Source organism: Pseudomonas sp. KCJK9058, from assembly GCF_046230975.1.
Lineage (GTDB): Bacteria > Pseudomonadota > Gammaproteobacteria > Pseudomonadales > Pseudomonadaceae > Aquipseudomonas > Aquipseudomonas alloputida.
This window is the reverse complement of sequence record NZ_JBJJLR010000007.1, coordinates 59523-80247: the sequence shown is the minus strand read 5'-3', so window position 1 is coordinate 80247 and position 20725 is coordinate 59523. Positions and strand designations below refer to the sequence as shown.

The 20725-nt window shown below is 63.0% G+C and carries 24 protein-coding genes and 1 riboswitch; of the genes, 20 read left to right on the top strand and 4 right to left on the bottom strand.

From position 1 onward, the window contains the following. Positions 1-118 precede the first annotated feature (118 nt). The 18 genes from hda (at position 119) to ACK59Z_RS06665 (ending at position 15370) form a co-directional block, all read left to right on the top strand. Entirely contained in the window at positions 119-826 is a 708-nt protein-coding gene (gene hda / locus ACK59Z_RS06750) for a DnaA regulatory inactivator Hda (RefSeq protein WP_003252443.1), read from the top strand. A 127-nt stretch (positions 827-953) separates the two neighbouring features. Next, positions 954-1592 carry a C40 family peptidase gene (locus tag ACK59Z_RS06745; protein WP_003252444.1) on the top strand — a complete coding sequence of 213 codons (639 nt, stop codon included), beginning with the start codon at positions 954-956 and terminating at the stop codon, positions 1590-1592. Between the two features lie 139 nt (positions 1593-1731). Continuing rightward, positions 1732-2265: a C40 family peptidase gene (locus ACK59Z_RS06740; protein ID WP_003252446.1), complete on the top strand. Its 534-nt coding sequence runs from the start codon at positions 1732-1734 to the stop codon at positions 2263-2265. Positions 2266-2484: 219 nt separating this feature from the next. After that, positions 2485-2706: riboswitch (cobalamin riboswitch) on the top strand. 119 nt (positions 2707-2825) lie between these two features. After that, positions 2826-3437: a cob(I)yrinic acid a,c-diamide adenosyltransferase gene (gene cobO / locus ACK59Z_RS06735; protein WP_014754250.1), complete on the top strand. Its 612-nt coding sequence runs from the start codon at positions 2826-2828 to the stop codon at positions 3435-3437. Continuing rightward, entirely contained in the window at positions 3434-4729 is a 1296-nt protein-coding gene (locus tag ACK59Z_RS06730; RefSeq protein ID WP_012053452.1) for a cobyrinate a,c-diamide synthase, read from the top strand. The genes cobO and ACK59Z_RS06730 overlap by 4 nt, the downstream gene beginning before the upstream one ends. Beyond that, a complete protein-coding gene (gene bluB / locus ACK59Z_RS06725) occupies positions 4726-5376 on the top strand; it encodes a 5,6-dimethylbenzimidazole synthase (RefSeq protein WP_003252453.1) in 651 nt (216 codons plus the stop codon). Before ACK59Z_RS06730 ends, bluB begins: the two co-directional genes overlap by 4 nt. Continuing rightward, positions 5373-6281, top strand: a complete 909-nt coding sequence (cbiB, locus tag ACK59Z_RS06720) for an adenosylcobinamide-phosphate synthase CbiB (protein ID WP_108191549.1) — start codon at positions 5373-5375, stop codon at positions 6279-6281. Before bluB ends, cbiB begins: the two co-directional genes overlap by 4 nt. Next, positions 6274-7266, top strand: a complete 993-nt coding sequence (gene cobD / locus ACK59Z_RS06715) for a threonine-phosphate decarboxylase CobD (RefSeq protein ID WP_108191548.1) — start codon at positions 6274-6276, stop codon at positions 7264-7266. Before cbiB ends, cobD begins: the two co-directional genes overlap by 8 nt. Continuing rightward, positions 7263-8717 carry a cobyric acid synthase gene (locus ACK59Z_RS06710; protein ID WP_108191547.1) on the top strand — a complete coding sequence of 485 codons (1455 nt, stop codon included), beginning with the start codon at positions 7263-7265 and terminating at the stop codon, positions 8715-8717. The genes cobD and ACK59Z_RS06710 overlap by 4 nt, the downstream gene beginning before the upstream one ends. A 1-nt stretch (position 8718) precedes the next feature. Continuing rightward, complete coding sequence (gene cobU, locus ACK59Z_RS06705; protein ID WP_003252463.1) at positions 8719-9240, top strand: bifunctional adenosylcobinamide kinase/adenosylcobinamide-phosphate guanylyltransferase; 522 nt, start codon at positions 8719-8721, stop codon at positions 9238-9240. After that, complete coding sequence (gene cobT, locus ACK59Z_RS06700; protein WP_060538690.1) at positions 9237-10292, top strand: nicotinate-nucleotide--dimethylbenzimidazole phosphoribosyltransferase; 1056 nt, start codon at positions 9237-9239, stop codon at positions 10290-10292. The genes cobU and cobT overlap by 4 nt, the downstream gene beginning before the upstream one ends. After that, positions 10289-10855, top strand: coding sequence for a histidine phosphatase family protein (locus tag ACK59Z_RS06695; protein ID WP_409292658.1), 567 nt, complete (start codon positions 10289-10291; stop codon positions 10853-10855). Before cobT ends, ACK59Z_RS06695 begins: the two co-directional genes overlap by 4 nt. 1 nt (position 10856) lies before the next feature. Then, positions 10857-11579 (top strand): adenosylcobinamide-GDP ribazoletransferase, encoded by a 723-nt coding sequence (locus ACK59Z_RS06690; protein ID WP_108191545.1) that lies wholly within the window; start codon positions 10857-10859, stop codon positions 11577-11579. A 225-nt stretch (positions 11580-11804) separates the two neighbouring features. Further along, entirely contained in the window at positions 11805-12920 is a 1116-nt protein-coding gene (locus tag ACK59Z_RS06685; RefSeq protein WP_003252471.1) for a glycoside hydrolase family 5 protein, read from the top strand. Positions 12921-12982: 62 nt separating this feature from the next. After that, positions 12983-13387: a MarR family winged helix-turn-helix transcriptional regulator gene (locus tag ACK59Z_RS06680; RefSeq protein ID WP_003252473.1), complete on the top strand. Its 405-nt coding sequence runs from the start codon at positions 12983-12985 to the stop codon at positions 13385-13387. A 63-nt stretch (positions 13388-13450) separates the two neighbouring features. After that, positions 13451-14653, top strand: a complete 1203-nt coding sequence (locus ACK59Z_RS06675) for an MFS transporter (RefSeq protein ID WP_003252475.1) — start codon at positions 13451-13453, stop codon at positions 14651-14653. Further along, positions 14650-14772: a hypothetical protein gene (locus ACK59Z_RS06670; protein WP_258229846.1), complete on the top strand. Its 123-nt coding sequence runs from the start codon at positions 14650-14652 to the stop codon at positions 14770-14772. Before ACK59Z_RS06675 ends, ACK59Z_RS06670 begins: the two co-directional genes overlap by 4 nt. A 46-nt stretch (positions 14773-14818) precedes the next feature. Continuing rightward, positions 14819-15370 (top strand): glutathione peroxidase, encoded by a 552-nt coding sequence (locus ACK59Z_RS06665; RefSeq protein WP_003252479.1) that lies wholly within the window; start codon positions 14819-14821, stop codon positions 15368-15370. A gap of 144 nt (positions 15371-15514) precedes the next feature. Here the strand turns inward: ACK59Z_RS06665 and ACK59Z_RS06660 are convergent, their stop codons facing one another. After that, on the bottom strand, positions 15515-15775 hold the full coding sequence (locus ACK59Z_RS06660; protein WP_004575322.1) for a DUF2798 domain-containing protein: 261 nt from the start codon (positions 15773-15775) through the stop codon (positions 15515-15517). A 114-nt stretch (positions 15776-15889) separates the two neighbouring features. On the opposite strand from ACK59Z_RS06660, the gene ACK59Z_RS06655 reads away from it, so the two are divergent. Next, complete coding sequence (locus ACK59Z_RS06655; RefSeq protein WP_004575321.1) at positions 15890-16819, top strand: LysR family transcriptional regulator; 930 nt, start codon at positions 15890-15892, stop codon at positions 16817-16819. Between the two features lie 42 nt (positions 16820-16861). Here the strand turns inward: ACK59Z_RS06655 and ACK59Z_RS06650 are convergent, their stop codons facing one another. From ACK59Z_RS06650 to ACK59Z_RS06640, 3 genes are all read right to left on the bottom strand, one after another. After that, the gene (locus ACK59Z_RS06650; RefSeq protein WP_003252486.1) at positions 16862-18142 is read right to left on the bottom strand and encodes an OmpP1/FadL family transporter; all 1281 of its coding nucleotides are present in this window, start codon (positions 18140-18142) and stop codon (positions 16862-16864) included. A 146-nt stretch (positions 18143-18288) separates the two neighbouring features. Further along, entirely contained in the window at positions 18289-18771 is a 483-nt protein-coding gene (locus tag ACK59Z_RS06645) for a hypothetical protein (protein ID WP_003252489.1), read from the bottom strand. Between the two features lie 249 nt (positions 18772-19020). Next, positions 19021-19245 (bottom strand): hypothetical protein, encoded by a 225-nt coding sequence (locus ACK59Z_RS06640; protein WP_010952743.1) that lies wholly within the window; start codon positions 19243-19245, stop codon positions 19021-19023. Positions 19246-20195: 950 nt separating this feature from the next. Between ACK59Z_RS06640 and ACK59Z_RS06635 the strand changes: the two genes are divergently transcribed. Beyond that, entirely contained in the window at positions 20196-20615 is a 420-nt protein-coding gene (locus tag ACK59Z_RS06635) for a tetratricopeptide repeat protein (RefSeq protein ID WP_012053440.1), read from the top strand. The last annotated feature ends 110 nt before the right edge of the window (positions 20616-20725 follow it).

Below are 20725 nucleotides of genomic sequence, written 5' to 3'. Positions count from 1 at the left end.
AACTTGTTGATTTTGCTTGCCCTATCTGCAGTCGAGATTGTGCGCCCCGCGTTGCGGGTATAGACTTTGCAGATTGTTCACCAAAGGCCCCCAGCGGTCCCGTCGACCGCCCGCGAGCATGAAACCACCGATCCAGTTGCCCCTGGGTGTGCGCCTGCGCGATGACGCCACCTTCATCAACTACTATCCGGGCGCCAATGCTGCGGCATTGGGTTACGTCGAGCGGCTATGCGAAGCCGACGCCGGCTGGACCGAGAGCCTTATCTACCTGTGGGGCAAGCAGGGTGTTGGCCGTTCCCACCTGCTGCAGGCCGCCACCCATCGCTTCCAGCAACGTGGCGAGCCTGCTGTGTACCTGCCGCTGGCGCAATTGCTCGATCGTGGCGTCGAACTGCTCGACTACCTGGCCCAGTACGAACTGGTGTGCATCGACGATCTGCACGTGATCGCCGGCAAGGCTGATTGGGAAGAGGCCATGTTCCACCTGTTCAACCGTTTGCGCGACAGCGGCCGACGCTTGCTGCTGGCTGCCTCGGCATCACCGCGTGAGCTGCCGATCAAGCTGCCGGACCTGAAGTCGCGATTGACCCTGGCCCTGGTGTTCCAGATGCGCGGCCTGTCCGACGAAGACAAGCTGCGCGCCTTGCAGCTGCGAGCTTCGCGCCGTGGCCTGCACCTGACCGACGAGGTCGGCCATTTCATCCTCACGCGCGGCGCGCGGAGCATGAGCGCGTTGTTCGACTTGCTCGAGCGCCTCGATCAGGCGTCGCTGCAGGCACAACGCAAGCTCACCATTCCGTTTCTCAAGGAAACCCTCGGCTGGTAACCCCCTGAAAACCTTGGGCCAGAGCGGTAAAACAAAAAAGTCACATCTTTTTCGATAAAATTTGCAAATGGCCATGATAGAGGGCATAGTTTCACCCTTCTAAAGGATTACAGACACGGTCGTGCCCATGCTGAAGCGCTTCGCACCCCTCGTGCCACTCGCACTCGTGACCCTGCTTTTTGGCTGCGCGGCCCAAGGCCCGGTATCCCAGCCCCAGGATCACACGCCGATCACTGCACAATCGGCAATCAACGCCAAAGCCTCTTCTTCGTCGGTGTTCGGCGAGCCGGAAGAGCTGGCCACCGAAGATGACCTGGCGTCTTTCTCCGGCAGCAAGCCTTACCAATTGCCGGTTCTGGCTGACAGCATTCTCGAGCGCGGCATGTCGTTGATCGGCACCCGCTACCGCTTCGGTGGTACCTCGGAAAAGTCCGGCTTCGACTGCAGTGGCTTCATCGGTTACCTGTTCCGCGAAGAGGCGGGCATGACGCTGCCGCGCTCCACGCGTGAAATGATCAACGTCGATGCCCCGAAAGTGGCCCGCAACAAGCTCAAGCCAGGTGACCTGCTGTTCTTCAGCACCAATGGCCGTGGCCGGGTAAGCCATGCCGGGATCTACTTGGGTGACAACCAGTTCATCCACTCCAGCAGCCGCCGCAGTGGTGGTGTGCGCATCGACAGCCTCGGTGATCGTTACTGGAGCAAGACCTTCATTGAAGCCAAGCGAGCCTTGGCCATGGCGCCGACCAACATCGCGCGCAACTGATATCAAAATGATGTACCCTGCCGCGGCGGTGATGCTTTAAAAAAAGCTCGCCGCCGTGCGCATTTACAGAAAGCGTCTAATCTAAATTCTCAACTCTTTTCGGCTGCAGCGCAGCGGTCTCAGACAGGATGTTCTGGCCATGGTAAAGATGGCGCGCTTCGCATTTTTCTCCTTGGCAGCCTTGCTGGCTGCATGCTCCAGCCGTGCGCCTGCGCCGGCCCCTGTGGTACAGCCGCAGGTTACCTATAGCCAGCCCAGTCCTTCACCGATTGCCGATGACGTACTGATCCGTGCCATTGGTCTGGTTGGCACGCCCTATCGTTGGGGGGGCAATACGCCGGACTCCGGCTTCGACTGCAGCGGCCTGATCAAGTATGTGTACCGTGATGCTGCTGGCATCAGCCTGCCGCGCTCGACGCGAGAGATGATTGTCATGCGCGCACCGACGGTGGATGTCAGTTCGCTGCAGTCTGGTGACCTGGTGTTCTTCGCCACCAGTGGCGGCTCGCAGGTCAGCCATGCCGGCATCTATGTCGGGGACGGGCGCTTCGTGCATGCACCTTCCACCGGTGGCACCGTGCGCCTGGACTACCTGTCGAACAGCTACTGGGCCAAGGCCTACCTGCAGGCCAAGCGGGTGATTCCGCAAGGGCATCTGGCACAGAACCCTTGATATCCATGCCTGTAAGCGGTCCCGTTGAACTTGGGGCCGCTACAGGCTGCCGAGATTCAGGGGGCTATGCCCACCCGCCAAAATCACATTGCCGCCATCGTCGGCCACCGTTATCCCGCCTTGGCCGGCTTCAGCTGGCCTCGCGCCGGCCTCATTGAAGTCGCGCATACTTTGGCGGCATCACCCGCTTCGATTGACGCTCCCGGTGCAACCCTCTAACCTTCGCGGCGTGTTTCAGGTGCCCTGCCAGCCCCGACTGGGCAGGGTGAAACTGGGAAGCCGGTGGGCGCCAGCATGGCGCGATTCCGGCGCTGCCCCCGCAACGGTGGATGAGTAAAAGGCCGCGCAGGGCCACTGGATGCCAGCATCCGGGAAGGCGCGCAGGCCAGGGCCAAGGCCCACTCACAAGCCCGGAGACCGGCCTGATACTGCCAACGGCATCACGGAGGGTGATGCGCGGTGCACCGTGGCGCCCAGCCATGGCCTCTGCGCGTTCTCCGTTTGCCTGCCTATTACCTGTCGCCGCGCATTGCCGTGGTGACAGCCAGCGGAGAACCCTGATGAGCGAATCCACCGAACGCGACGAACGCCACCTGGCGCGCATGCAGCGCAAGAAGGCGGTCATCGACGAACGCATCGCCAATTCCCCTAACGAATGCGGCCTGCTGCTGGTGCTGACCGGCAATGGCAAGGGCAAGAGCAGTTCGGCCTTCGGCATGCTCGCGCGCGCCTTGGGCCACGGCATGCAATGCGGTGTGGTGCAGTTCATCAAGGGCCGCAACAGCACCGGCGAGGAGCTGTTCTTCCGTCGCTTCCCCGAACAGGTGCGCTACCACGTGATGGGCGAGGGCTTTACCTGGGAAACCCAGGACCGCCAGCGTGACATCGCCGCTGCGCAAGCCGCCTGGGCGGTGTCGCGCCAGTTGCTGCAGGACCCAGGTGTACAGTTCGTGGTGCTGGACGAGCTCAACATCGCCCTCAAACATGGCTACCTCGACCTGGACCAGGTACTGTCCGACATTCAGGCCCGCCCGCCCATGCAGCATGTGATTGTCACTGGCCGCGCTGCGAAGCCTGAGATGATCGAACTGGCCGACACCGTGACCGAAATGGGCATGCTCAAGCACGCCTTCCAGGCCGGTATCCGCGCACAGAAGGGCGTCGAACTGTGAGTCGATCGCGCCACTGCCCCGCCGTGTTGATCGCGGCACCCGCCTCAGGCCAGGGCAAGACTACCGTCACTGCTGCGTTGGCCCGCCTGCACCGCAACCTCGGGCGCAAGGTGCGGGTGTTCAAATGCGGGCCCGACTTTCTTGACCCGATGATTCTCGAACGGGCCAGTGGCGCGCCGGTGTATCAGCTGGACCTGTGGATGATCGGTGCCGAGGAAAGCCGTCGGCTGCTGTGGGAAGCTGCTGGCGAGGCTGACCTGATCCTCATCGAAGGGGTGATGGGGCTGTTCGACGGCACCCCGTCAAGCGCTGACCTGGCGCGCCACTTTGGCGTGCCGGTGCTGGCGGTGATCGACGGCACAGCCATGGCCCAGACCTTCGGTGCCCTGGCCCTGGGCCTGGCGCGGTACCAGGCCGATCTGCCGTTCGCCGGCGTGCTGGCCAATCGGGTAGGCAGCCTGCGTCATGCGCAACTGCTCGAAGGCAGCCTGACCGAGGGCTTGCGCTGGTATGGCGGCTTGTCCCGCGAACGCGGCATCGAACTGCCCAGCCGCCACCTGGGCCTGGTGCAGGCCAGCGAGCTGAATGACCTGGACACCCGCCTGGACGCTGCCGCCGAAGCGTTGGGCGCCAGTTGCGATGCGGCGTTGCCGCCGCCAGTCAGCTTTGCCGAGCCTGAACCGCAAGCCTGCGTGGCCTCGCTGGCCGGTGTGCGCATTGGCGTGGCGCGGGACGAGGCGTTCGCCTTCACGTATGGCGCTAACCTCGACCTGTTGCGCAACCAGGGTGCCCAGCTGGTGTTCTTCTCGCCGCTGCACGACCACGAACTGCCGGCGGTAGACAGCCTGTATCTGCCGGGTGGTTATCCTGAGCTGCATCACCATGCGCTGGCCGCCAACGCACCGATGTGCGAGGCGATCCGCGCCCACCACGCGCAGGGCAAGCCATTGCTGGCCGAGTGCGGCGGCATGCTTTACCTGCTCGATGCCCTGACTGACGTGGCCGGTGAACGTGCCGAACTGCTCGGCCTGCTGCCGGGTGAGGCGACCATGCAGAAGCGCCTGGCCGCCCTGGCGCTGCAGGCGGTGGAGCTGCCGGAGGGGACCTTGCGCGGTCACACCTATCACCATTCGCTGACCAGCACTGCGCTGGAACCGATTGCCCGAGGTCTGAGCCCCAACGGCGGGCGTGGCAACGAGGCGGTTTATCGTCTGGGCCGGCTGACGGCCTCTTACGTGCACTTCTATTTCCCTTCCTGCCCGGATGCGGCAGCGGCGCTGTTGCGACCATGAATGATCACGCCTATAGCGACGCCGAGCGCGCCGCCATTTACCGGGCCATCGGCGAGCGCCGCGACATGCGCCATTTTGCGGGTGGCCAGGTGGCACCTGAACTGCTTGGCCGCTTGCTGGCGGCCGCGCATCAGGCGCCCAGTGTCGGGCTTATGCAGCCGTGGCGCTTTATCCGCATCACCCAGCGTGACCTGCGCGGGCGCATCCAGGCCTTGGTGGAGGCGGAGCGGGTACGCACGGCCGAGGCGCTGGGCGAGCGATCCGATGCCTTCATGAAATTGAAGGTGGAGGGCATAAACGATTGTGCCGAGCTGCTGGTGGCGGCCTTGATGGACAACCGCGAGCCTCACATCTTCGGCCGCCGCACCCTGCCGGAGATGGACCTGGCCTCGCTGGCCTGTGCCATCCAGAACCTGTGGCTGGCCGCGCGTGGCGAAGGGCTGGGCATGGGCTGGGTGTCGCTGTTCGACCCGCAGGCGTTGGCCGCGCTGCTGGGCATGCCCGCCGGGGCCAAGCCGGTGGCGGTACTGTGCCTTGGGCCGGTCGCCGCGTTCTATCCGGTGCCGATGTTGGTGCAGGAAAGCTGGGCCGAAGAGCGGCCCCTGAGTGAAATGCTTTACGAAAACCAATGGGGAGAGCGTCAATGAGCGTGGCCTTGCTGACTGTGGCCGGGGTGGCCCTGGACGCTTTGCTGGGCGAACCACAGCGGCGCCACCCCTTGGTGGCGTTCGGCAACATGGCCGGCAACCTGGAGCGCCGCCTGAATGCGTGCGGGCGCGGCTGGCGCAGCCACGGCGTGAGCGCGTGGTTTCTGGCGGTGGTGCCGCTGACCCTGGTGGCGCTGGTCCTTTCGTGGCTGCCGTATATTGGCTGGCTGGTTGATGTGCTGGCGCTTTACTGCGCCGTGGGGCTGCGCAGCCTGGGCGAGCATGTGCTGCCGGTGGCCAACGCCTTGCGCCAGGGCGACCTGGCGGAGGCGCGGCACCGCGTTGGCTACCTGGTCAGCCGCGAAACGCGCGAACTGGACGAGCCAGCAGTGGCCCGAGCGGCGACCGAGTCGGTGCTGGAGAACGGCAGCGACGCAGTGTTCGCCGCGTTGTTCTGGTTTGTGGTGGCCGGCGCGCCAGGCGTGGTGCTGTACCGCCTGAGCAACACGCTGGATGCGATGTGGGGCTACCGTAACGAACGTTTCGAGCGCTTTGGCTGGTGCGCGGCGCGCATCGACGATGTGCTCAACTATATACCTGCAAGGCTGGTGGCCCTGACTTATGCCCTGTTGGGCAAGACCCGTCTGGCCCTGGCCTGCTGGCGCAAGCAGGGCCCGCTGTGGGACAGCCCCAACGCCGGGCCGGTGATGGCTGCCGGCGCCGGCGCGCTGGGCGTCGAGCTTGGTGGCCCGGCGGTGTACCACGGCGAACTGCATGAGCGGCCGCGTCTGGGCGAGGGGCCAGTGGCCGATGCCGATGCCATCGAGCGCGGCTGGCAGCTGGTGCAGCGCGGCGTGTGGCTGTGGCTGCTGATGATTTGCCTGGGGGCCTATATCAATGCTTGAACATGGTGGCCGCCTGTTACGCGCGGTGCAGCAATACGGTATTGCCCGTGAGCAGTGGCTCGACCTGTCCAGCGGCATTGCGCCCTGGCCATTTCCTGTACCGCCGATTCCCGTCGACGCCTGGGCCCGCCTGCCAGAAACCGAGGACGGCCTGGAGGACGCCGCGCGCGCGTATTACGGCGCCCGCCAGTTGCTGCCGGTAGCCGGCTCCCAGGCCGCTATCCAGGCCTTGCCGCTGCTGCGTACAACGGCCCGGGTTGGCGTGCTGACGCCGTGCTATGCCGAACACCCTTATGCCTGGCAACGGGCGGGGCACCAACTGCTGGCGCTGGATGAGGCGCAAGTTGAGGCTGCGCTCGACGGCCTCGATGTGCTGGTGCTGGTGAACCCCAACAACCCGACCGGCCAACGGGTGTCGCGCGAACGTCTGCTGGCTTGGCATGCTCGCCTGGCGGCCCGCGGTGGCTGGCTGCTGGTCGACGAAGCATTCATGGACAACTCTCCGGCGGACAGCGTGGTGGACTGCGCCGAACGCCCGGGGCTGATCGTGCTGCGCTCGTTTGGCAAGTTCTTCGGCTTGGCTGGCGTGCGCCTGGGCTTCGTTGCCGCCGAACACAGCTTGCTGCTGCGCCTGGCCGAGCTGCTCGGCCCCTGGACCGTCAACGGCCCGACCCGGGTGCTGGCCCAGGCCAGCCTGACCGATCAAACTGCCCAGCGCGCGCAGGCCGAACGCTGTGCTGCTGCCGGCCAGCGGCTTGCGCACGTGTTGCGCAGTGCCGGCCTGGCGCCTAGTGGTGGCTGCGACTTGTTCCAGTACGTGCGTAGCGAGCACGCTGCACGCCTGCATGAATTTCTCGCCCGGCGCGGCATCCTGGTACGGCTGTTCGAACAGCCAGCAGCCGTGCGCCTGGGGTTGCCTGCCTGCACGGCGGACGAACAGCGCCTGGCCCAGGCCCTGGCGGCTTATCAGAAGGAAACGGCATGACGACCCTCATGGTGCAAGGCACCACCTCCGACGCAGGCAAGAGCACACTGGTGACCGCATTGTGCCGCTGGCTGTTGCGCCAGGGCGTCGCTGTGGTGCCCTTCAAGCCACAGAACATGGCGCTGAACAGCGCGGTGACGGCTGATGGCGGGGAAATCGGCCGTGCCCAGGCGGTGCAGGCCCAGGCCTGCCGGCTACAACCGCACACCGACATGAACCCGGTGCTGCTCAAGCCCAACAGCGATACCGGCGCCCAGGTCATCATCCACGGTCGGGCGGTCACCAGCATGAATGCAGTGGCCTACCACGACTATAAAACCACGGCCATGCAAGCGGTGCTGGCGTCTCACCAACGCCTGAGTGCCGCGTACCCGGTGGTCATGGTCGAGGGCGCGGGGTCGCCGGCAGAGATCAACCTGCGTGCCGGCGATATCGCCAACATGGGCTTTGCCGAAGCGGTGGACTGCCCGGTGATCCTGGTGGCCGACATCAACCGCGGTGGTGTGTTCGCCCATCTGGTGGGCACGCTGGAACTGCTGTCGACCACTGAACAGGCGCGGGTCAAAGGTTTTGTCATCAACCGCTTCCGTGGCGATATCGCCCTGCTGCAGCCAGGGCTGGACTGGCTGGAACAACGCACCGGCAAACCGGTACTGGGCGTACTGCCTTACGTTACCGACCTGCACCTGGAAGCCGAAGACGGTATCGATGTGCGTCAAGGCGTCAAGCACGCGCGTGTGCTCAAGGTGATCGTGCCAGTGCTGCCGCGTATCAGTAACCACACCGATTTCGACCCGCTGCGCCTGCACCCGCAGGTGGACTTGCAGTTCATCGTCCCTGGCCAGCCTATTCCGGCTGCCGACCTCATCATCTTGCCGGGCTCCAAGAGCGTGCGGGGCGACTTGGCACAACTGCGCGAGCGCGGTTGGGACAAGGCCATCGAGCGGCACCTGCGCTATGGCGGCAAGCTGATCGGTATCTGCGGTGGCCTGCAGATGCTGGGGCGGGAAGTGCATGACCCGCTGGGGCTCGAGGGGGCCGCAGGCTCTAGCCAGGGGCTCGGCCTGCTCGACTATGCCACAGTGCTCGAAGCCGAGAAGCAACTGCGCAATGTGGCCGGCACGCTGAGCCTTGAAGCGGCAGCGGTAACCGGTTATGAAATTCATGCTGGCGTTACGACGGGGCCTGCGCTGGCGCAACCCGCGGTCCAACTGGCTGATGGCCGCCATGATGGCGCTGTCAGTGCCGATGGCCAGATCCTCGCCACCTACCTGCATGGCCTGTTCGAAGGCAGCCAGTCGTGTGCCGCGCTATTGCGCTGGGCCGGGCTGGAGGATGTGCAGGCTATCGACTACGAAGCGTTGCGCGAACACGACATCGAGCGCCTGGCCGATCTGGTGGAGAAGCACCTGGACACCGCGCAGTTGCGCCAGCTGTGTGGGGTAGCCTGACATGCGTAACCTGATTCTCGGTGGCGCCCGGTCTGGCAAAAGCCGCCTGGCCGAACAGTTGGCCAGTGCCAGCGGCTTGCCGGTGACCTACATCGCCACCAGCCAGCCGCTGGATGGCGAAATGAACGAACGCGTGTTGCTGCATCGTCAGCGCCGGCCGGATGACTGGGGGTTGATCGAAGAGCCCTTGGCCCTGGCCGCGGTACTGCGCGCCGAAGCGGCCGAAGGGCGCTGCCTGCTGGTGGATTGCCTGACCCTGTGGCTGACCAATTTGTTGATGCTGGAAGATGACCAGCGCCTGGCCGAGGAGCGTGATGCCCTGCTGGCGTGCCTGGAACAGTTACCTGGCACCCTTATCCTGGTCAGTAACGAAACCGGCCTGGGCGTCGTGCCCATGGGCGAGCTGACCCGGCGCTATGTCGACCTGGCCGGCTGGCTGCACCAGGCGGTGGCCGAACGCTGTCAGCGTGTCGTGCTGACCGTGGCCGGCCTGCCCTTAATCCTCAAAGGACCTGCACTATGACCCAAGCCTGGTGGCGTGACGCCTGCCAATCCCTCGACAACGCCGCCATGGACCAGGCCCGCGCCCGTCAGCAGCAACTGACCAAACCTGCAGGCTCGCTCGGCCAACTTGAAGCGCTGGCGATTCAGCTGGCTGGCCTTCAGGGGCTTGAACGACCCACGCTGGATCAGGTCGCCATCACCATTTTTGCCGGCGACCACGGCGTGGTCGAAGAGGGCATCTCGGCCTATCCGCAGGCGGTAACCGGGCAGATGCTATGTAACTTCGTCGGCGGGGGCGCGGCGATCAGTGTGCTGGCGCGGCAGCTGCAGGCCAGCCTGGACGTGGTCGACCTGGGCACCATTGACGCGCAGTTAGAGTTGCCCGGCGTGCGCCATCTGCGCCTGGGCACCGGTACTGCCAACTTTGCCCGTCAACCCGCGATGACCGAAAACCAGCTGCAAGCGGCCTTGCAGGCCGGTCGCGACAGTGCCCAGCGCGGCGCCGAACAGGGCGCACAGCTGTTCATCGGTGGCGAGATGGGCATTGGTAACACCACAGCCGCCGCAGCCTTGGCCAGTGTTCTGCTGGGGTGTCCGGCGTCGGAGCTGAGTGGCCCTGGCACTGGCCTGGACAACGCCGGGGTACAGCACAAGGCTGAAGTCATCGAGAGGGCGCTGCGCCTGCATGGCCTGCGTGCTGAAGACCCGTTGCAGGTACTGGGCTGTGTTGGCGGTTTCGAGATCGCGGCGTTGGTCGGTGCCTACATAGGTTGCGCGCAGGCGGGTGTCGCGGTGTTGGTGGATGGCTTTATCTGCAGTGTCGCTGCGCTCGTGGCAGTGCGCCTCAACCCGCAGTGTCGGGCCTGGCTGTTGTTCGCTCACCAGGGGGCTGAGCCCGGGCACAAGGCCTTGCTTGCTGCGCTGCAGGCCGAGCCCTTGCTGGCCTTGGGCTTGCGCCTGGGTGAGGGCAGTGGCGCTGCCCTGGCGGTGCCGCTGTTGCGCCTGGCCTGTGCGCTGCATGGGCAGATGGCGACCTTTGCCGAGGCCGCGGTGGCGGACCGCCCGGCATGATCCTCGACTTGCTGCGCCATGGTGAAACGGAACAGGGCGGCCTGCGTGGCAGCCTTGATGATGCCTTGACCGACAAGGGCTGGGCGCAGATGCACCGCGCCGTGGCCGACGCCGGCCCGTGGCAGGTGCTGGTCAGTTCGCCGCTGCAACGCTGTGGGCGCTTTGCCGATGAGCTGGGTGCGCAGTTGAACCTGCCTGTGCAGCGTGAGCCCGCCCTGCAGGAACTGCACTTCGGTGATTGGGAGGGCCAAAGTGCCGCGCAGATCATGGAGCACCAGGCTGATGCACTGGGCCGTTTCTGGGCCGACCCTTACGCCTTCACACCGCCCAATGGCGAGCCGGTCGAAGCGTTTGCCGAACGGGTGCTGGCGGCTGTCGAGCGTTTGCGCCTTCAACATGCCGGCAAGCGCGTGCTGCTGGTCACCCATGGCGGCGTCATGCGGCTGTTACTGGCCCGTGCCCGTGGCTTGCCCAGGGAGCAGTTGCTGCAGGTCGAGGTGGGCCATGGCGCGTTGATGCGGCTGGTGCCAGGTGGCGATGGGCAACTGGTCGAGGCACCCTGAGATGTTGCCGTTCTGGATCGCCCTGCAATTTCTCAGCAGCCTGCCGGTGAGCCTGCCGGGCATGCCGGCACCGCGTGAGGTAGGGCGTTCGCTGCTGTACTACCCGCTGGTCGGGTTGCTGTTCGGCTTGCTGCTGTGGTTGGCCAGTCATCTGCTTCAGGGCACGCCGTCGCCGCTGCACGCGGCTTTGCTGCTGACACTGTGGGTACTGCTCAGTGGTGCCTTGCACCTGGATGGCCTGGCGGACAGTGCCGACGCCTGGCTAGGTGGTTTCGGCGACCGTGAGCGCACCTTGCGGATCATGAAAGACCCGCGCAGTGGGCCGATTGCCGTGGTCACCCTGGTCTTGGTGTTGTTGCTGAAGTTTTGCGCATTGTGGGTACTGGTCGGGCAGGGCATCGGCGCGCAATTACTGCTGGCGCCGTTGATCGGGCGGGCGGCGATGTTGGGCCTGTTCCTTGGCACACCTTATGTGCGACCTGGCGGGTTGGGCCAGGCGTTGGCCGAACATTTGCCCCGGCGCGCGGCGGGGTGGGTGTTGCTGGTTTGTGTGCTGTTCTGCCTCTTCTTGGGCGGATGGAGCGTGCTGCTGGCGCTGGCGGTGTTTGCCTGGTTGCGGCATCTGATGTGCCGGCGCCTGGGCGGGACCACCGGTGATACCGCCGGTGCGTTGCTGGAGCTGCTGGAGCTGGCCATCGTGCTCGGGTTGGCGCTGGGGCTTTGAGCGCTTGATCTGGACGGCCCTTTAGTGGCTGCTTTGCGGTGCTTTCGCAGCACGCCATAGGTGTGGAGGGGCAGTAACTTCCAGAAACGGTCCGGAAGCGCCTGCCTCTTCCTTGTCGGCGTATCTTCAGCCTCCCCCAAGCAACCAGGTAGGCTTCCCGTGCGTCACTGGATCTTTGCCAGTCTATTGGCCCTGTCCACCCTCCCAGCCTCTGCTGCAGACCTCATGGCGTTCTGGGACACCCCACGCCACGGCGGCAACAGCTTCAACCGGCTACCACCCGATCAAGCCTACTTCGATGCCCTGAGGGGGTACGGCGCCACATGGGTGCGGCTGTCGTACGACAAATGGCAACCCGTGAAACGTGATTTCCTCCTCGGCAGCGCCGATACCTATGAAGGCCTGCCCGACGCCGACCTGGCTGTGCTGCGTGCCACCCTCGACCGGGCGCACCAGGCGGGGCTCAAGGTGGTCATCGCGCCACTCTCGCTACCGGGTATGCGCTGGTCGCAAAACAACCAGGGCCAGTTCGATGATCGCCTGTGGCAAGACAAACGCTACTGGTCCCAGGCTGCGGCGTTCTGGCGAGATATGGCGCGCGAACTGAAAAGTCATCCGGCCATCGCGGCCTACAACCTGATCAATGAGCCAGCACCGGAGAAACAGGGCGGCCTTGCTGAACATGCCGAACTCGGGCAGATGCAGCAGTGGTATGCGCAAGCGCAGGGCGGTGCGCGCGATCTGCCCTTGCTGTACCGGCAACTGATAGCGGCCATACGCGAAGAAGACACTGACACGCCGATCATGGTCGATGCCGGCTGGTATGCAGGCGCAGACGCGTTCGGCTACTGGTCGGCGCCGCTGGAAGACCCGCGAGTGCTGTACAGCGTGCACATGTACGAGCCCTATGCCGCAACCAGTGCGCCGAATATGGCGCGCAAACAGCCCATCGCCTATCCAGGCCCCGTATCTTTTGCCGGGCAGACACAGCTGTGGGATGGGCGGCGAGTTGAAGGCTACCTGCGCCAGCCGCTGGCATGGGCCGAGGCCATGGGGCTGCCGCTTTCTCGCCTGGTGGTGGGTGAGTTTGGCTGCATGCGCAGGCTGCCGGGTTGCCGGCAGTACCTTGAAGATGTGCTCGTCGTGCTGGATCGTAACCGGTTGCACTGGGCGTTCTATAGCTTTCGTGAAGACAACTGGGATGGCATGGACTACGAGCTGGGCACGGCGAAGGTGCCGTGGCGCTACTGGCAGGCGGTCGAGCAGGGCGCGCCAGACCCCTTGGCGCGCAAGGCCACGGTTGAGTTCGAACCGATCCGCAGGCGCTTGAACCCGGACTGACGCTTCTCACTCTTTCGTGAAACTTCTTGCAACACTCAGTACGCGGGTATATACACGTATCCATGCTGACCAGTGAATGCATCTGTACCCACCTACGTCGCGCCGCCCGCGGGGTGAGCCGGCATTACGACGAAGCCCTTGCCGGCTTCGGGGTCAATGTCGCCCAGTTTTCCCTGCTGCGGCACCTGCAGCGGCTCGACCGACCCAGCATCACAGCCCTGGCCGAAGCCATGGGGCTCGAGCGCAGTACCCTGGGCCGCAACCTGCGTGTGCTGGAGGCGGATGGGCTGGTAGCGCTGGGGGATGGTGACGACCAGCGTAACCGCGTGGTGCTGTTGACCGAGGCGGGCAAGCAACTGCTGCACGTTGCCCACCCAGCCTGGGAGCAGGCCCAGAAAGAACTGGTTGAACGGCTTGGGGTGGGGCAGCGGGATGAACTGGTGCGACTGCTGGAACAACTGGCCTGAAGTGAAACGACTATAAGCGGGTATATACCCGCAAAACCTTGCGATGTGCTGGAGATAACGACAATGACTTCGGTGTGGCGAACCAGCGGATGGGTGTTGGTGGGGGCGGCCTTGATACTGGCGCTGTCTCTGGGCGTACGGCACGGCTTTGGCCTGTTTCTGGGGCCGATGAGTGCTGATTTCGGCTGGGGGCGTGGGGTGTTTGCCTTCGCCATTGCCCTGCAGAACCTGATCTGGGGCCTGGCGCAGCCGTTCGCCGGCGCCTTGGCCGACCGGCTTGGCGCGGCGCGGGTGGTCATCATCGGCGGTATTCTCTATGCCGTCGGTTTGATCTTGATGGGCTTGGCTGATTCGCCCTGGTCGTTGTCGCTGAGTGCGGGCTTGCTGATCGGCATCGGCCTGTCTGGCACGTCGTTCTCGGTCATTCTCGGTGTGGTCGGGCGTGCCGTGCCGGCCGAAAAGCGCAGCATGGCCATGGGGATCGCCAGCGCTGCCGGGTCATTCGGCCAGTTCGCCATGTTGCCGGGCACCCAAGGCCTGATTCAGTGGCTGGGCTGGTCGGCAGCGTTGCTGGTACTGGGCCTTTTGGTGGCGTTCATCGTGCCTTTCGTCGGCCTGCTGCGCGATCGCCCGTTACCCAGTCACGGTGCCGAGCAGACCCTGGGCCAGGCGCTGCGCGAGGCGTGCACGCACTCTGGCTTCTGGTTGCTGGCGTTGGGCTTTTTTGTCTGTGGCTTCCAGGTCGTATTCATTGGCGTTCACCTGCCGGCCTACCTGGTTGATCAGCACCTGGCTGCGGCCACCGGTACGACAGTGCTGGCGCTGGTCGGCCTGTTCAACATCGTCGGTACCTTCACTGCTGGCTGGTTGGGCGGGCGCATGTCCAAGCCGCGCCTGCTGACCGGGTTGTACCTGCTGCGTGCGGTGGTGATCGTGCTGTTCCTGTGGGCGCCGGTGAGCGAGTTCAGTGCTTACCTGTTCGGCATTGCCATGGGGCTGCTGTGGTTGTCCACGGTTCCGTTGACCAATGGCACCGTGGCCACGGTGTTCGGGGTGCGTAACCTGTCCATGCTGGGCGGTATCGTGTTCCTGTTCCATCAGTTGGGTGCGTTCCTGGGGGGCTGGCTGGGTGGGGTGGTGTATGACCGTACCGGTAGCTACGACCTGGTCTGGCAGATTTCCATCCTGCTCAGCTTGTTGGCCGCTGCCCTTAACTGGCCGGTGCGCGAACGCCCGGTTTCACGCCTGCAGGCACAGGCTGCATGAACCGTTACCTGGTCCGCGGGCTGTTGGCTATTGCCGTGGTGCTGGTGCTGGCACTGGTGTGGTGGGGCTGGCATCAGGGAGGGATGGCGTTGATGCAACTGGGCATGGGTGTTTGTTAGGCGCTACCCTGCAAGTTCAAAGGTAGCGATGCAGGAGAGACGAGTCATGCGTGCACATTGGTTGACGGTGCCGGTGCTGGCCCTGCTTGCCAGTACATCAAGCTGGGCTGCAGATTGCCCGGCGTTGTTGCAGGGCAGCCTGCCGGAATTGCGCGGTAAGGGGCAGGTCGACCTCTGCGAGCGCTTTGCCGGCAAGCCGCTCGTGGTGGTGAATACTGCCAGTTATTGCGGTTTTGCCCCGCAGTTCGAGGGGCTTGAGGCGACGTACAAGGAATATCACGAGCAAGGCCTGGAAATGCTCGGCGTACCGTCCAATGACTTCAAGCAGGAAGACGCCGACAGTGAGAAGACTGCCAAGGTTTGCTATGCCAACTACGGTGTCACCTTCACCATGACCAAGACGCAGGCGGTGCGGGGCAAGGATGCGATACCGCTGTTTGCGGAGCTGGCCAGCCAGAGCAGTGCGCCGAAGTGGAATTTCTACAAGTATGTTGTCGATCGCAAGGGCAAGGTGATCGGTAACTTCTCCAGCCTGACCAAACCGGATGATCCTGCGTTCCGCGCCGCTATCGAAAAGGCCATCGCCTCACAGCAGTAACCAGGCTGTGCTTGGTGCGGCTTTTGCGTCTAAGCGCGCGGTAGTTCAGGCGACGCAGATTGCGGCTTCAGGAGGCCGAGCGCAGGCCTCCTGAAGTCGCGAAGATCAAGATCAAAAACAGGAAGTGGCTGGCTGCGGGTGACTTCACCGGGCATGCACGGTAATCGCCACCAACCGCACCACCACCGGCCGGACCACCAGCACACACACAAATGCCACCGGCATCGCCAGCTGATAGGCCTTGAGCACATTGCCCAGATACTCCGGGGTAACCCCGGCATTGGCCGCCGTGATCACGAAGCACATCAACAGCGCCATGATCGACGACATGTAGAACGCGAAAACGTAGGGGGTAGCGACCGGGTGCAATTTACGTCGACTGCGCGATCGGGGCAGGTTGCTCATGCGAACTCCTGAAAACTGAGTGGAAGCGCAGATTAGCAACCTGCACGCCTGCAGCTGTAGACCCGCGGCATTGAGTTCTTTATAAAGAAATTCTTACGAATCCAGGCGCTCCCCATGGACCTGCTCAACGCCATTCGCTGCTTCATCAAAGTGGTCGAAGCCGGTAGCATCGCCGCTGGTGCCCGTATCCTCGGCCTTAGTCCGGCAGCCGTCAGCCAGAACCTGGCGCGGCTGGAAAGCCACCTGCAAGTTCGCCTGCTCAGTCGAACCACCCGCAGCATGGCCATGACGCCCTCTGGCGCCCAGTATTACGAGCGTGTAAAGCATATCGAGCGTGATTTGGCCCTGGCCGAACAGGCGGTGACAACGCCCGACAGCGAGCCTCAGGGGCGGCTGTGCATTGCCTCGACCTCTGCCTTCGGCCGCCATGTGCTGGCGCCATTGATTCCTGCTTTCAGTGCCCGCTACCCTTTACTTTCGATAGAGTTGGTAACGACTGATCGTCGGGTCAACCATGCCCGTGAAGACGTTGACGTGAGCCTGCGCATTGCCCCGCAGCTCGAAGACCAGCTGTTGGCCCGGCGCATCGCCCGCATCCCGTTCATTTGTTGTGCCTCACCCGGATACCTGCAAAGTGCTGGCGTACCTGCCACGCCCGAGGCCTTGCGCGGGCACCGTTGCCTGGTGTTTCGCTATCCGGTGGATGGCCGCTTCTTGCGCTGGGGCTTCATGCGGGACGGCCTGCGCTTCGAAGCGGAATTCGGCACTGTATTGATCAGCGACGATATCGATGCCCTGACCCAGATGGCCTTGCACGATGGTGGCATCACCCGTCTGGCCGAGTTCATCGTGCGGCCGCACCTGGCCTCGGGGGCCTTGGTGCCGCTGTTCGAATACTGCGACAGCAGCCAGGCTTACGCCCAGACCGAGCCCATGGACATCTACCTGTGCCTGGCCGATCGCTTTGCCATGACCACCAAGGTGCGCGCATTCATGGACTATCTGCGCGAATGCCTGGGCGACAGCTGGCAAGTGCAGGCATGAAAAAAACCGCCACGAGGGCGGTTTTCATGTAACGCACAGGAATCAGAAGCGGTAGGTAAGGGATGCACCGATACCGTGAGCGCTGTTCTCGTACTTGGCCTGGTAGCTGCCTTTCAACAGCCCTTGTTGTTGCGAGCTTGGCAGGTTGTTGACCTTGGTATCCTCTTCCCACAGATACGAATAGGCAACGTCGATGGTCATGTCATCGTTCGGGCTCCAGCCGGCACCAAAGCTGACCGCTTTACGATCGCCAGTCGGAATGCGTGGCGAGCGATCATGGTTGTTGGTGGGCGACTGGTCGACGGAGAAGCCTGCGCGCAGGGTCCACTCCTTGTTCACCTTGTAGGACGCACCAATGGCGTGGGCCCAGGTGTCGTGCCAGTTCTGCTCTTCGGTGATGGTCTTCAACGGGTAGCCTGCCGGCGCTTCGTTCTCGACGACGATGCTTTCCAGGCGGCTCCAGCGCGTCCAGGTGCTACCCGCATACAGTGTCCAATGGTCATCCAGTTCATGAGTGACCGAGAAGTCCACTGACTCTGGTGTCTTGATTTTCAGGCTGGCGTCGAACTTGCCGTTCAGGCCAAGCTGTGGAATCGGGTAGGAAACGCGGGTATTGCCTTCAAGCTTGTAGTCGACCATCGAGTGATAGGTCAGGCCCAGACGGGTACGGTCCGTAGCTTGCACCATAACGCCGATGTTGTAACCGATCGCAGTGTCGTCGCCCTTGATCTTGGTCTCGCCATCAGGGCCATTGGGCCCCAGGAGGGCCTTGCTGCTCAGGTTCGAACCCAGTTCACCCTTGATACGGTTGATAGTCGGGCCAAAACCGATCGACACTTTGTCGTTGAATGCGTAGCTGACGGTTGGCTGGAAGGTGACAACCTCGACCTTGCTCTTCTTGCCCCAGTAGCGTGCAGCGTCATCGCTGCCGTAGTCGGTGATCAGGCCATATGGCACGTAAACGCCGAAGCCAACGCTCCAGTGATCATCAATCGGTTTGACGTAATAGCCCATGGGTACGCCGACGAGAGGCACCATGTCACCATCGGTTTCCCCCCCGAAGTTGCTGCCTGGGCCCGATATGTCGGTCTTGGCGATGACGGCAGCGCCGCCCACGGTGAATTGTTCGCGCTTGAGGCGGGACATGCCGGCCGGGTTGCCATACACAGTGCTGGCATCTTCGGCAGAGGACGAGCGCCCCGCAAAACCGGTTCCCATGCCGCTGATACTTTGTTCGTTCAGCGCGAACCCGGCGGCGAGCAGTTGGCTGGAAGCAAGCGCAACAGCTACGCCGAGGGAGGTTTTGAGCATTACTTTTTTCATTATTAGAAAACTCCTTGGGTCTCCGGGGCGAAAAGCTACCAACAAATCACGCGCCGCGCTATAGGCTCAATCGCAGGAGTTAGTGCGGTTTTGTAGGACAATCCGACCAAAATTCCATTTTTTCCGGTTTACTTGTAGGACGCGTCTCAAGATGCCTGTGGCAATTTCTGATCTATGCAGGCATGCCAGGCGTGGGTGAAGTCGCGCAGACGACCCTGGGGGTTGAAAATCTGCCGCCAGATTCGCGCCAGTGCCAGTAGATCGTCCGCCGCAGGCAATGGGGTGGCCTGCTCTTCGATGAGCATCCAGGCAATGGCAGTGGAATAGCGCAGGTTGACGGTGAGCTCCAGGTGCGGGCCACCCAGGAAGGCGTGCTGGCTGGCCAGGCCGCGGACCAGGCTGGCCAGGTCGGGGTCACGGGCCAGGTATTCGTCCCAGAGCGCCTGGTGACGATGTTCGCCGATGCGGTAAAGGCCGTGCCCACGTCGGTCGTGCAGGGCTGAGCCGAGTGCTGACTGGCTGGCGGCGATACCCAGTAGCAAGGCTTCGGCGCTGGCGCAGTGACGGTTCAGGTAGACCAGGGTGGGTCGGATCACATACTGACACAATTCATTCGCCGCAATACCCATGATGCCCTCGAGCAGGTAAGGGCCGGACGGGCGCTGGAGCTTGGCAGCTGGTGAATGGTCAGGCCCGCCGGGAGCGGAAAGCACCGCTCGAGTTGAAGTGTAGTGTGATAATCGTGGTGTAAAGAGCTGTTTTTAAATCGATTACTGCCTGATGCTCCGGGCTATATGCCCTAAGGCAATTACGCCAAAAGCGTTCAGGCAGTCTTGCGATTGGATGATTCAGCGCTTGAATACCCCGGTATTCGCCGGTCACGCGGTGAGCGACTGACGCGTCCGGGCGATCACCGCCTGCAGCGGTTCATGACGGCTGTACTGCTCGTGGTACAGGCGTTCGGTGTGGCAGGCAACGCCGTGTTCGTCTACCAAGGTAAAGCTGAAGCTGCCCTTGCGTGGGGCAACGATAAGGCACTTCAACGGCGAGAAGGCCTGGGAGAGGGTGCCAATGGCAGCCTGAATCTGATGATGAGTTTGCATATTGTTGGAGGTTCCTGCTTTAAACACGGGGGATATGATCCGTGCATGATAGAAACGTTCCAGTGACGCCTTTATTAAGGGACGAACGAACCTGACTGGAACAGGGCAGCCAGAGGGGGCGCAATCAAATGTGGGCGCTTGGGCTGACTGGTAGGTACTTCGGAAGGCAGGCAGCACGCCGGGGCCAAGGTTCTAGGCCGTCGAGGTGGGATCCTGATCAATCTGTCATGTGATTCGTGCTTGCGCAGCGTAAGGCTGGCGAGGGAATCATTGAATGGGCCGGTCCTTGTTTCAGCAGGGACGCTCTTGGGGGGAGCGAGTCTGCAAGGACGCTTGCGGCCAGAATTGACTTTCAGCTTGGTACTAACGAGGGGCACCTTACCGGAAGCGAAGATGTTTGGCAAGCACTACGTTTGTTCAGGTGAGCCGCGCAGTATGGCGCGAATTTTCGCTGCTGGGAAGAGGGGGTAAATGGCCCGAATGCCGTCCGATGTGCCCTTTTCGTGCACCCAAATGGAGGTTTATGGTGCACTTGTTCACATTCGGGGCAGCGCTTGTAACGGCTTGGCAACACCACCCAGCAGCCTCGCCAATGCCTTGACTGCGTGGTTAAGTCAATGAAAAAAAACACTATTTTTAGCTGGTGAAAAAATCGTCAGTTTGACCAAAGCCCCCAATTCACGGGGGTTTGAGGGGTGTGAGAGGGGGTTGTCCACCGAGTTATCCACAGGAACTGTGGATTGTCCCGAGCGCTTGCTCTAGCACGGGCGTGCCAGCAATGGGATGAACTGTCCGACAATCGCCATGCTCCAACAGACCGGTTGGTCATCCACCTGGAAACGTCAAGAAAAGATCATTGAAATTTTTTTCAATCCTCCAGAAATCGACAGGCCAGGGCGAGAAAAAAAGAGTAGAGTGGCGCGCCTTTCGAGTTACCAAACCTGTTGCTCATGAAGTTTCGCGGTAAACACCTTTCCAGCCCCGCTGCATCGACACCTGCACCTCCTGCCAAACGCTTTTCCCTGAAAGTGGCCTTGTGGTTGCTCGACAGCCCGCGCCTAGGCGACAACCCTCAGGTCAAGCACCTGGCCGGGCGCTTGCTGAAGCAGCCGGCGCGCCAAGGTGTGGTTGTGGCGCAGAGCCGCCTGGGGCAGATGCTGTGCCGCGATTGTGGCAACGCCCGTGACCGGCGTATAGGCCATGAGCTGCTGCGTCAGGCTGCCCGCGCAGGGGATCGGCGGGCGCAGCTGGAGTACGCTCGGCTGTGTCAGCACAACGAGCCGGAGCAGGCGCGCTATTGGCTTGAGCTTGCGGCAGGGCAGGGGTCGCAGGAAGCGCGGCGCTTGTTGCGACAGTGGTTTTCTGTCTGAGCTTTTTTGCCTGCGCGGGCCCTTTCGCGAGCAATCACCGATGTGTGTCCACCGTGGTAGGAGCGGGTTTACCCGCGAATACGGTGGCGGCGGCAACGGTGAACGGCGGG

Coding starts and splice junctions, on each gene's coding strand:
- hda (WP_003252443.1), top strand. CDS start 119: ATGAAACCACCGATCCAGTTGCCCCTGGGTGTGCGCCTGCGCGATGAC.
- ACK59Z_RS06690 (WP_108191545.1), top strand. CDS start 10,857: ATGTTGCCGTTCTGGATCGCCCTGCAATTTCTCAGCAGCCTGCCGGTG.
- ACK59Z_RS06695 (WP_409292658.1), top strand. CDS start 10,289: ATGATCCTCGACTTGCTGCGCCATGGTGAAACGGAACAGGGCGGCCTG.
- ACK59Z_RS06655 (WP_004575321.1), top strand. CDS start 15,890: ATGGACCTGCTCAACGCCATTCGCTGCTTCATCAAAGTGGTCGAAGCC.
- ACK59Z_RS06640 (WP_010952743.1), bottom strand. CDS start 19,245: ATGCAAACTCATCATCAGATTCAGGCTGCCATTGGCACCCTCTCCCAG.
- ACK59Z_RS06665 (WP_003252479.1), top strand. CDS start 14,819: ATGCGTGCACATTGGTTGACGGTGCCGGTGCTGGCCCTGCTTGCCAGT.
- ACK59Z_RS06670 (WP_258229846.1), top strand. CDS start 14,650: ATGAACCGTTACCTGGTCCGCGGGCTGTTGGCTATTGCCGTGGTGCTG.
- cobT (WP_060538690.1), top strand. CDS start 9,237: ATGACCCAAGCCTGGTGGCGTGACGCCTGCCAATCCCTCGACAACGCC.
- ACK59Z_RS06660 (WP_004575322.1), bottom strand. CDS start 15,775: ATGAGCAACCTGCCCCGATCGCGCAGTCGACGTAAATTGCACCCGGTC.
- ACK59Z_RS06745 (WP_003252444.1), top strand. CDS start 954: ATGCTGAAGCGCTTCGCACCCCTCGTGCCACTCGCACTCGTGACCCTG.
- cbiB (WP_108191549.1), top strand. CDS start 5,373: ATGAGCGTGGCCTTGCTGACTGTGGCCGGGGTGGCCCTGGACGCTTTG.
- ACK59Z_RS06740 (WP_003252446.1), top strand. CDS start 1,732: ATGGTAAAGATGGCGCGCTTCGCATTTTTCTCCTTGGCAGCCTTGCTG.
- ACK59Z_RS06685 (WP_003252471.1), top strand. CDS start 11,805: ATGGCGTTCTGGGACACCCCACGCCACGGCGGCAACAGCTTCAACCGG.
- ACK59Z_RS06710 (WP_108191547.1), top strand. CDS start 7,263: ATGACGACCCTCATGGTGCAAGGCACCACCTCCGACGCAGGCAAGAGC.
- ACK59Z_RS06650 (WP_003252486.1), bottom strand. CDS start 18,142: ATGAAAAAAGTAATGCTCAAAACCTCCCTCGGCGTAGCTGTTGCGCTT.
- ACK59Z_RS06675 (WP_003252475.1), top strand. CDS start 13,451: ATGACTTCGGTGTGGCGAACCAGCGGATGGGTGTTGGTGGGGGCGGCC.
- cobU (WP_003252463.1), top strand. CDS start 8,719: ATGCGTAACCTGATTCTCGGTGGCGCCCGGTCTGGCAAAAGCCGCCTG.
- cobD (WP_108191548.1), top strand. CDS start 6,274: ATGCTTGAACATGGTGGCCGCCTGTTACGCGCGGTGCAGCAATACGGT.
- cobO (WP_014754250.1), top strand. CDS start 2,826: ATGAGCGAATCCACCGAACGCGACGAACGCCACCTGGCGCGCATGCAG.
- ACK59Z_RS06680 (WP_003252473.1), top strand. CDS start 12,983: ATGCTGACCAGTGAATGCATCTGTACCCACCTACGTCGCGCCGCCCGC.
- ACK59Z_RS06635 (WP_012053440.1), top strand. CDS start 20,196: ATGAAGTTTCGCGGTAAACACCTTTCCAGCCCCGCTGCATCGACACCT.
- ACK59Z_RS06645 (WP_003252489.1), bottom strand. CDS start 18,771: ATGGGTATTGCGGCGAATGAATTGTGTCAGTATGTGATCCGACCCACC.
- bluB (WP_003252453.1), top strand. CDS start 4,726: ATGAATGATCACGCCTATAGCGACGCCGAGCGCGCCGCCATTTACCGG.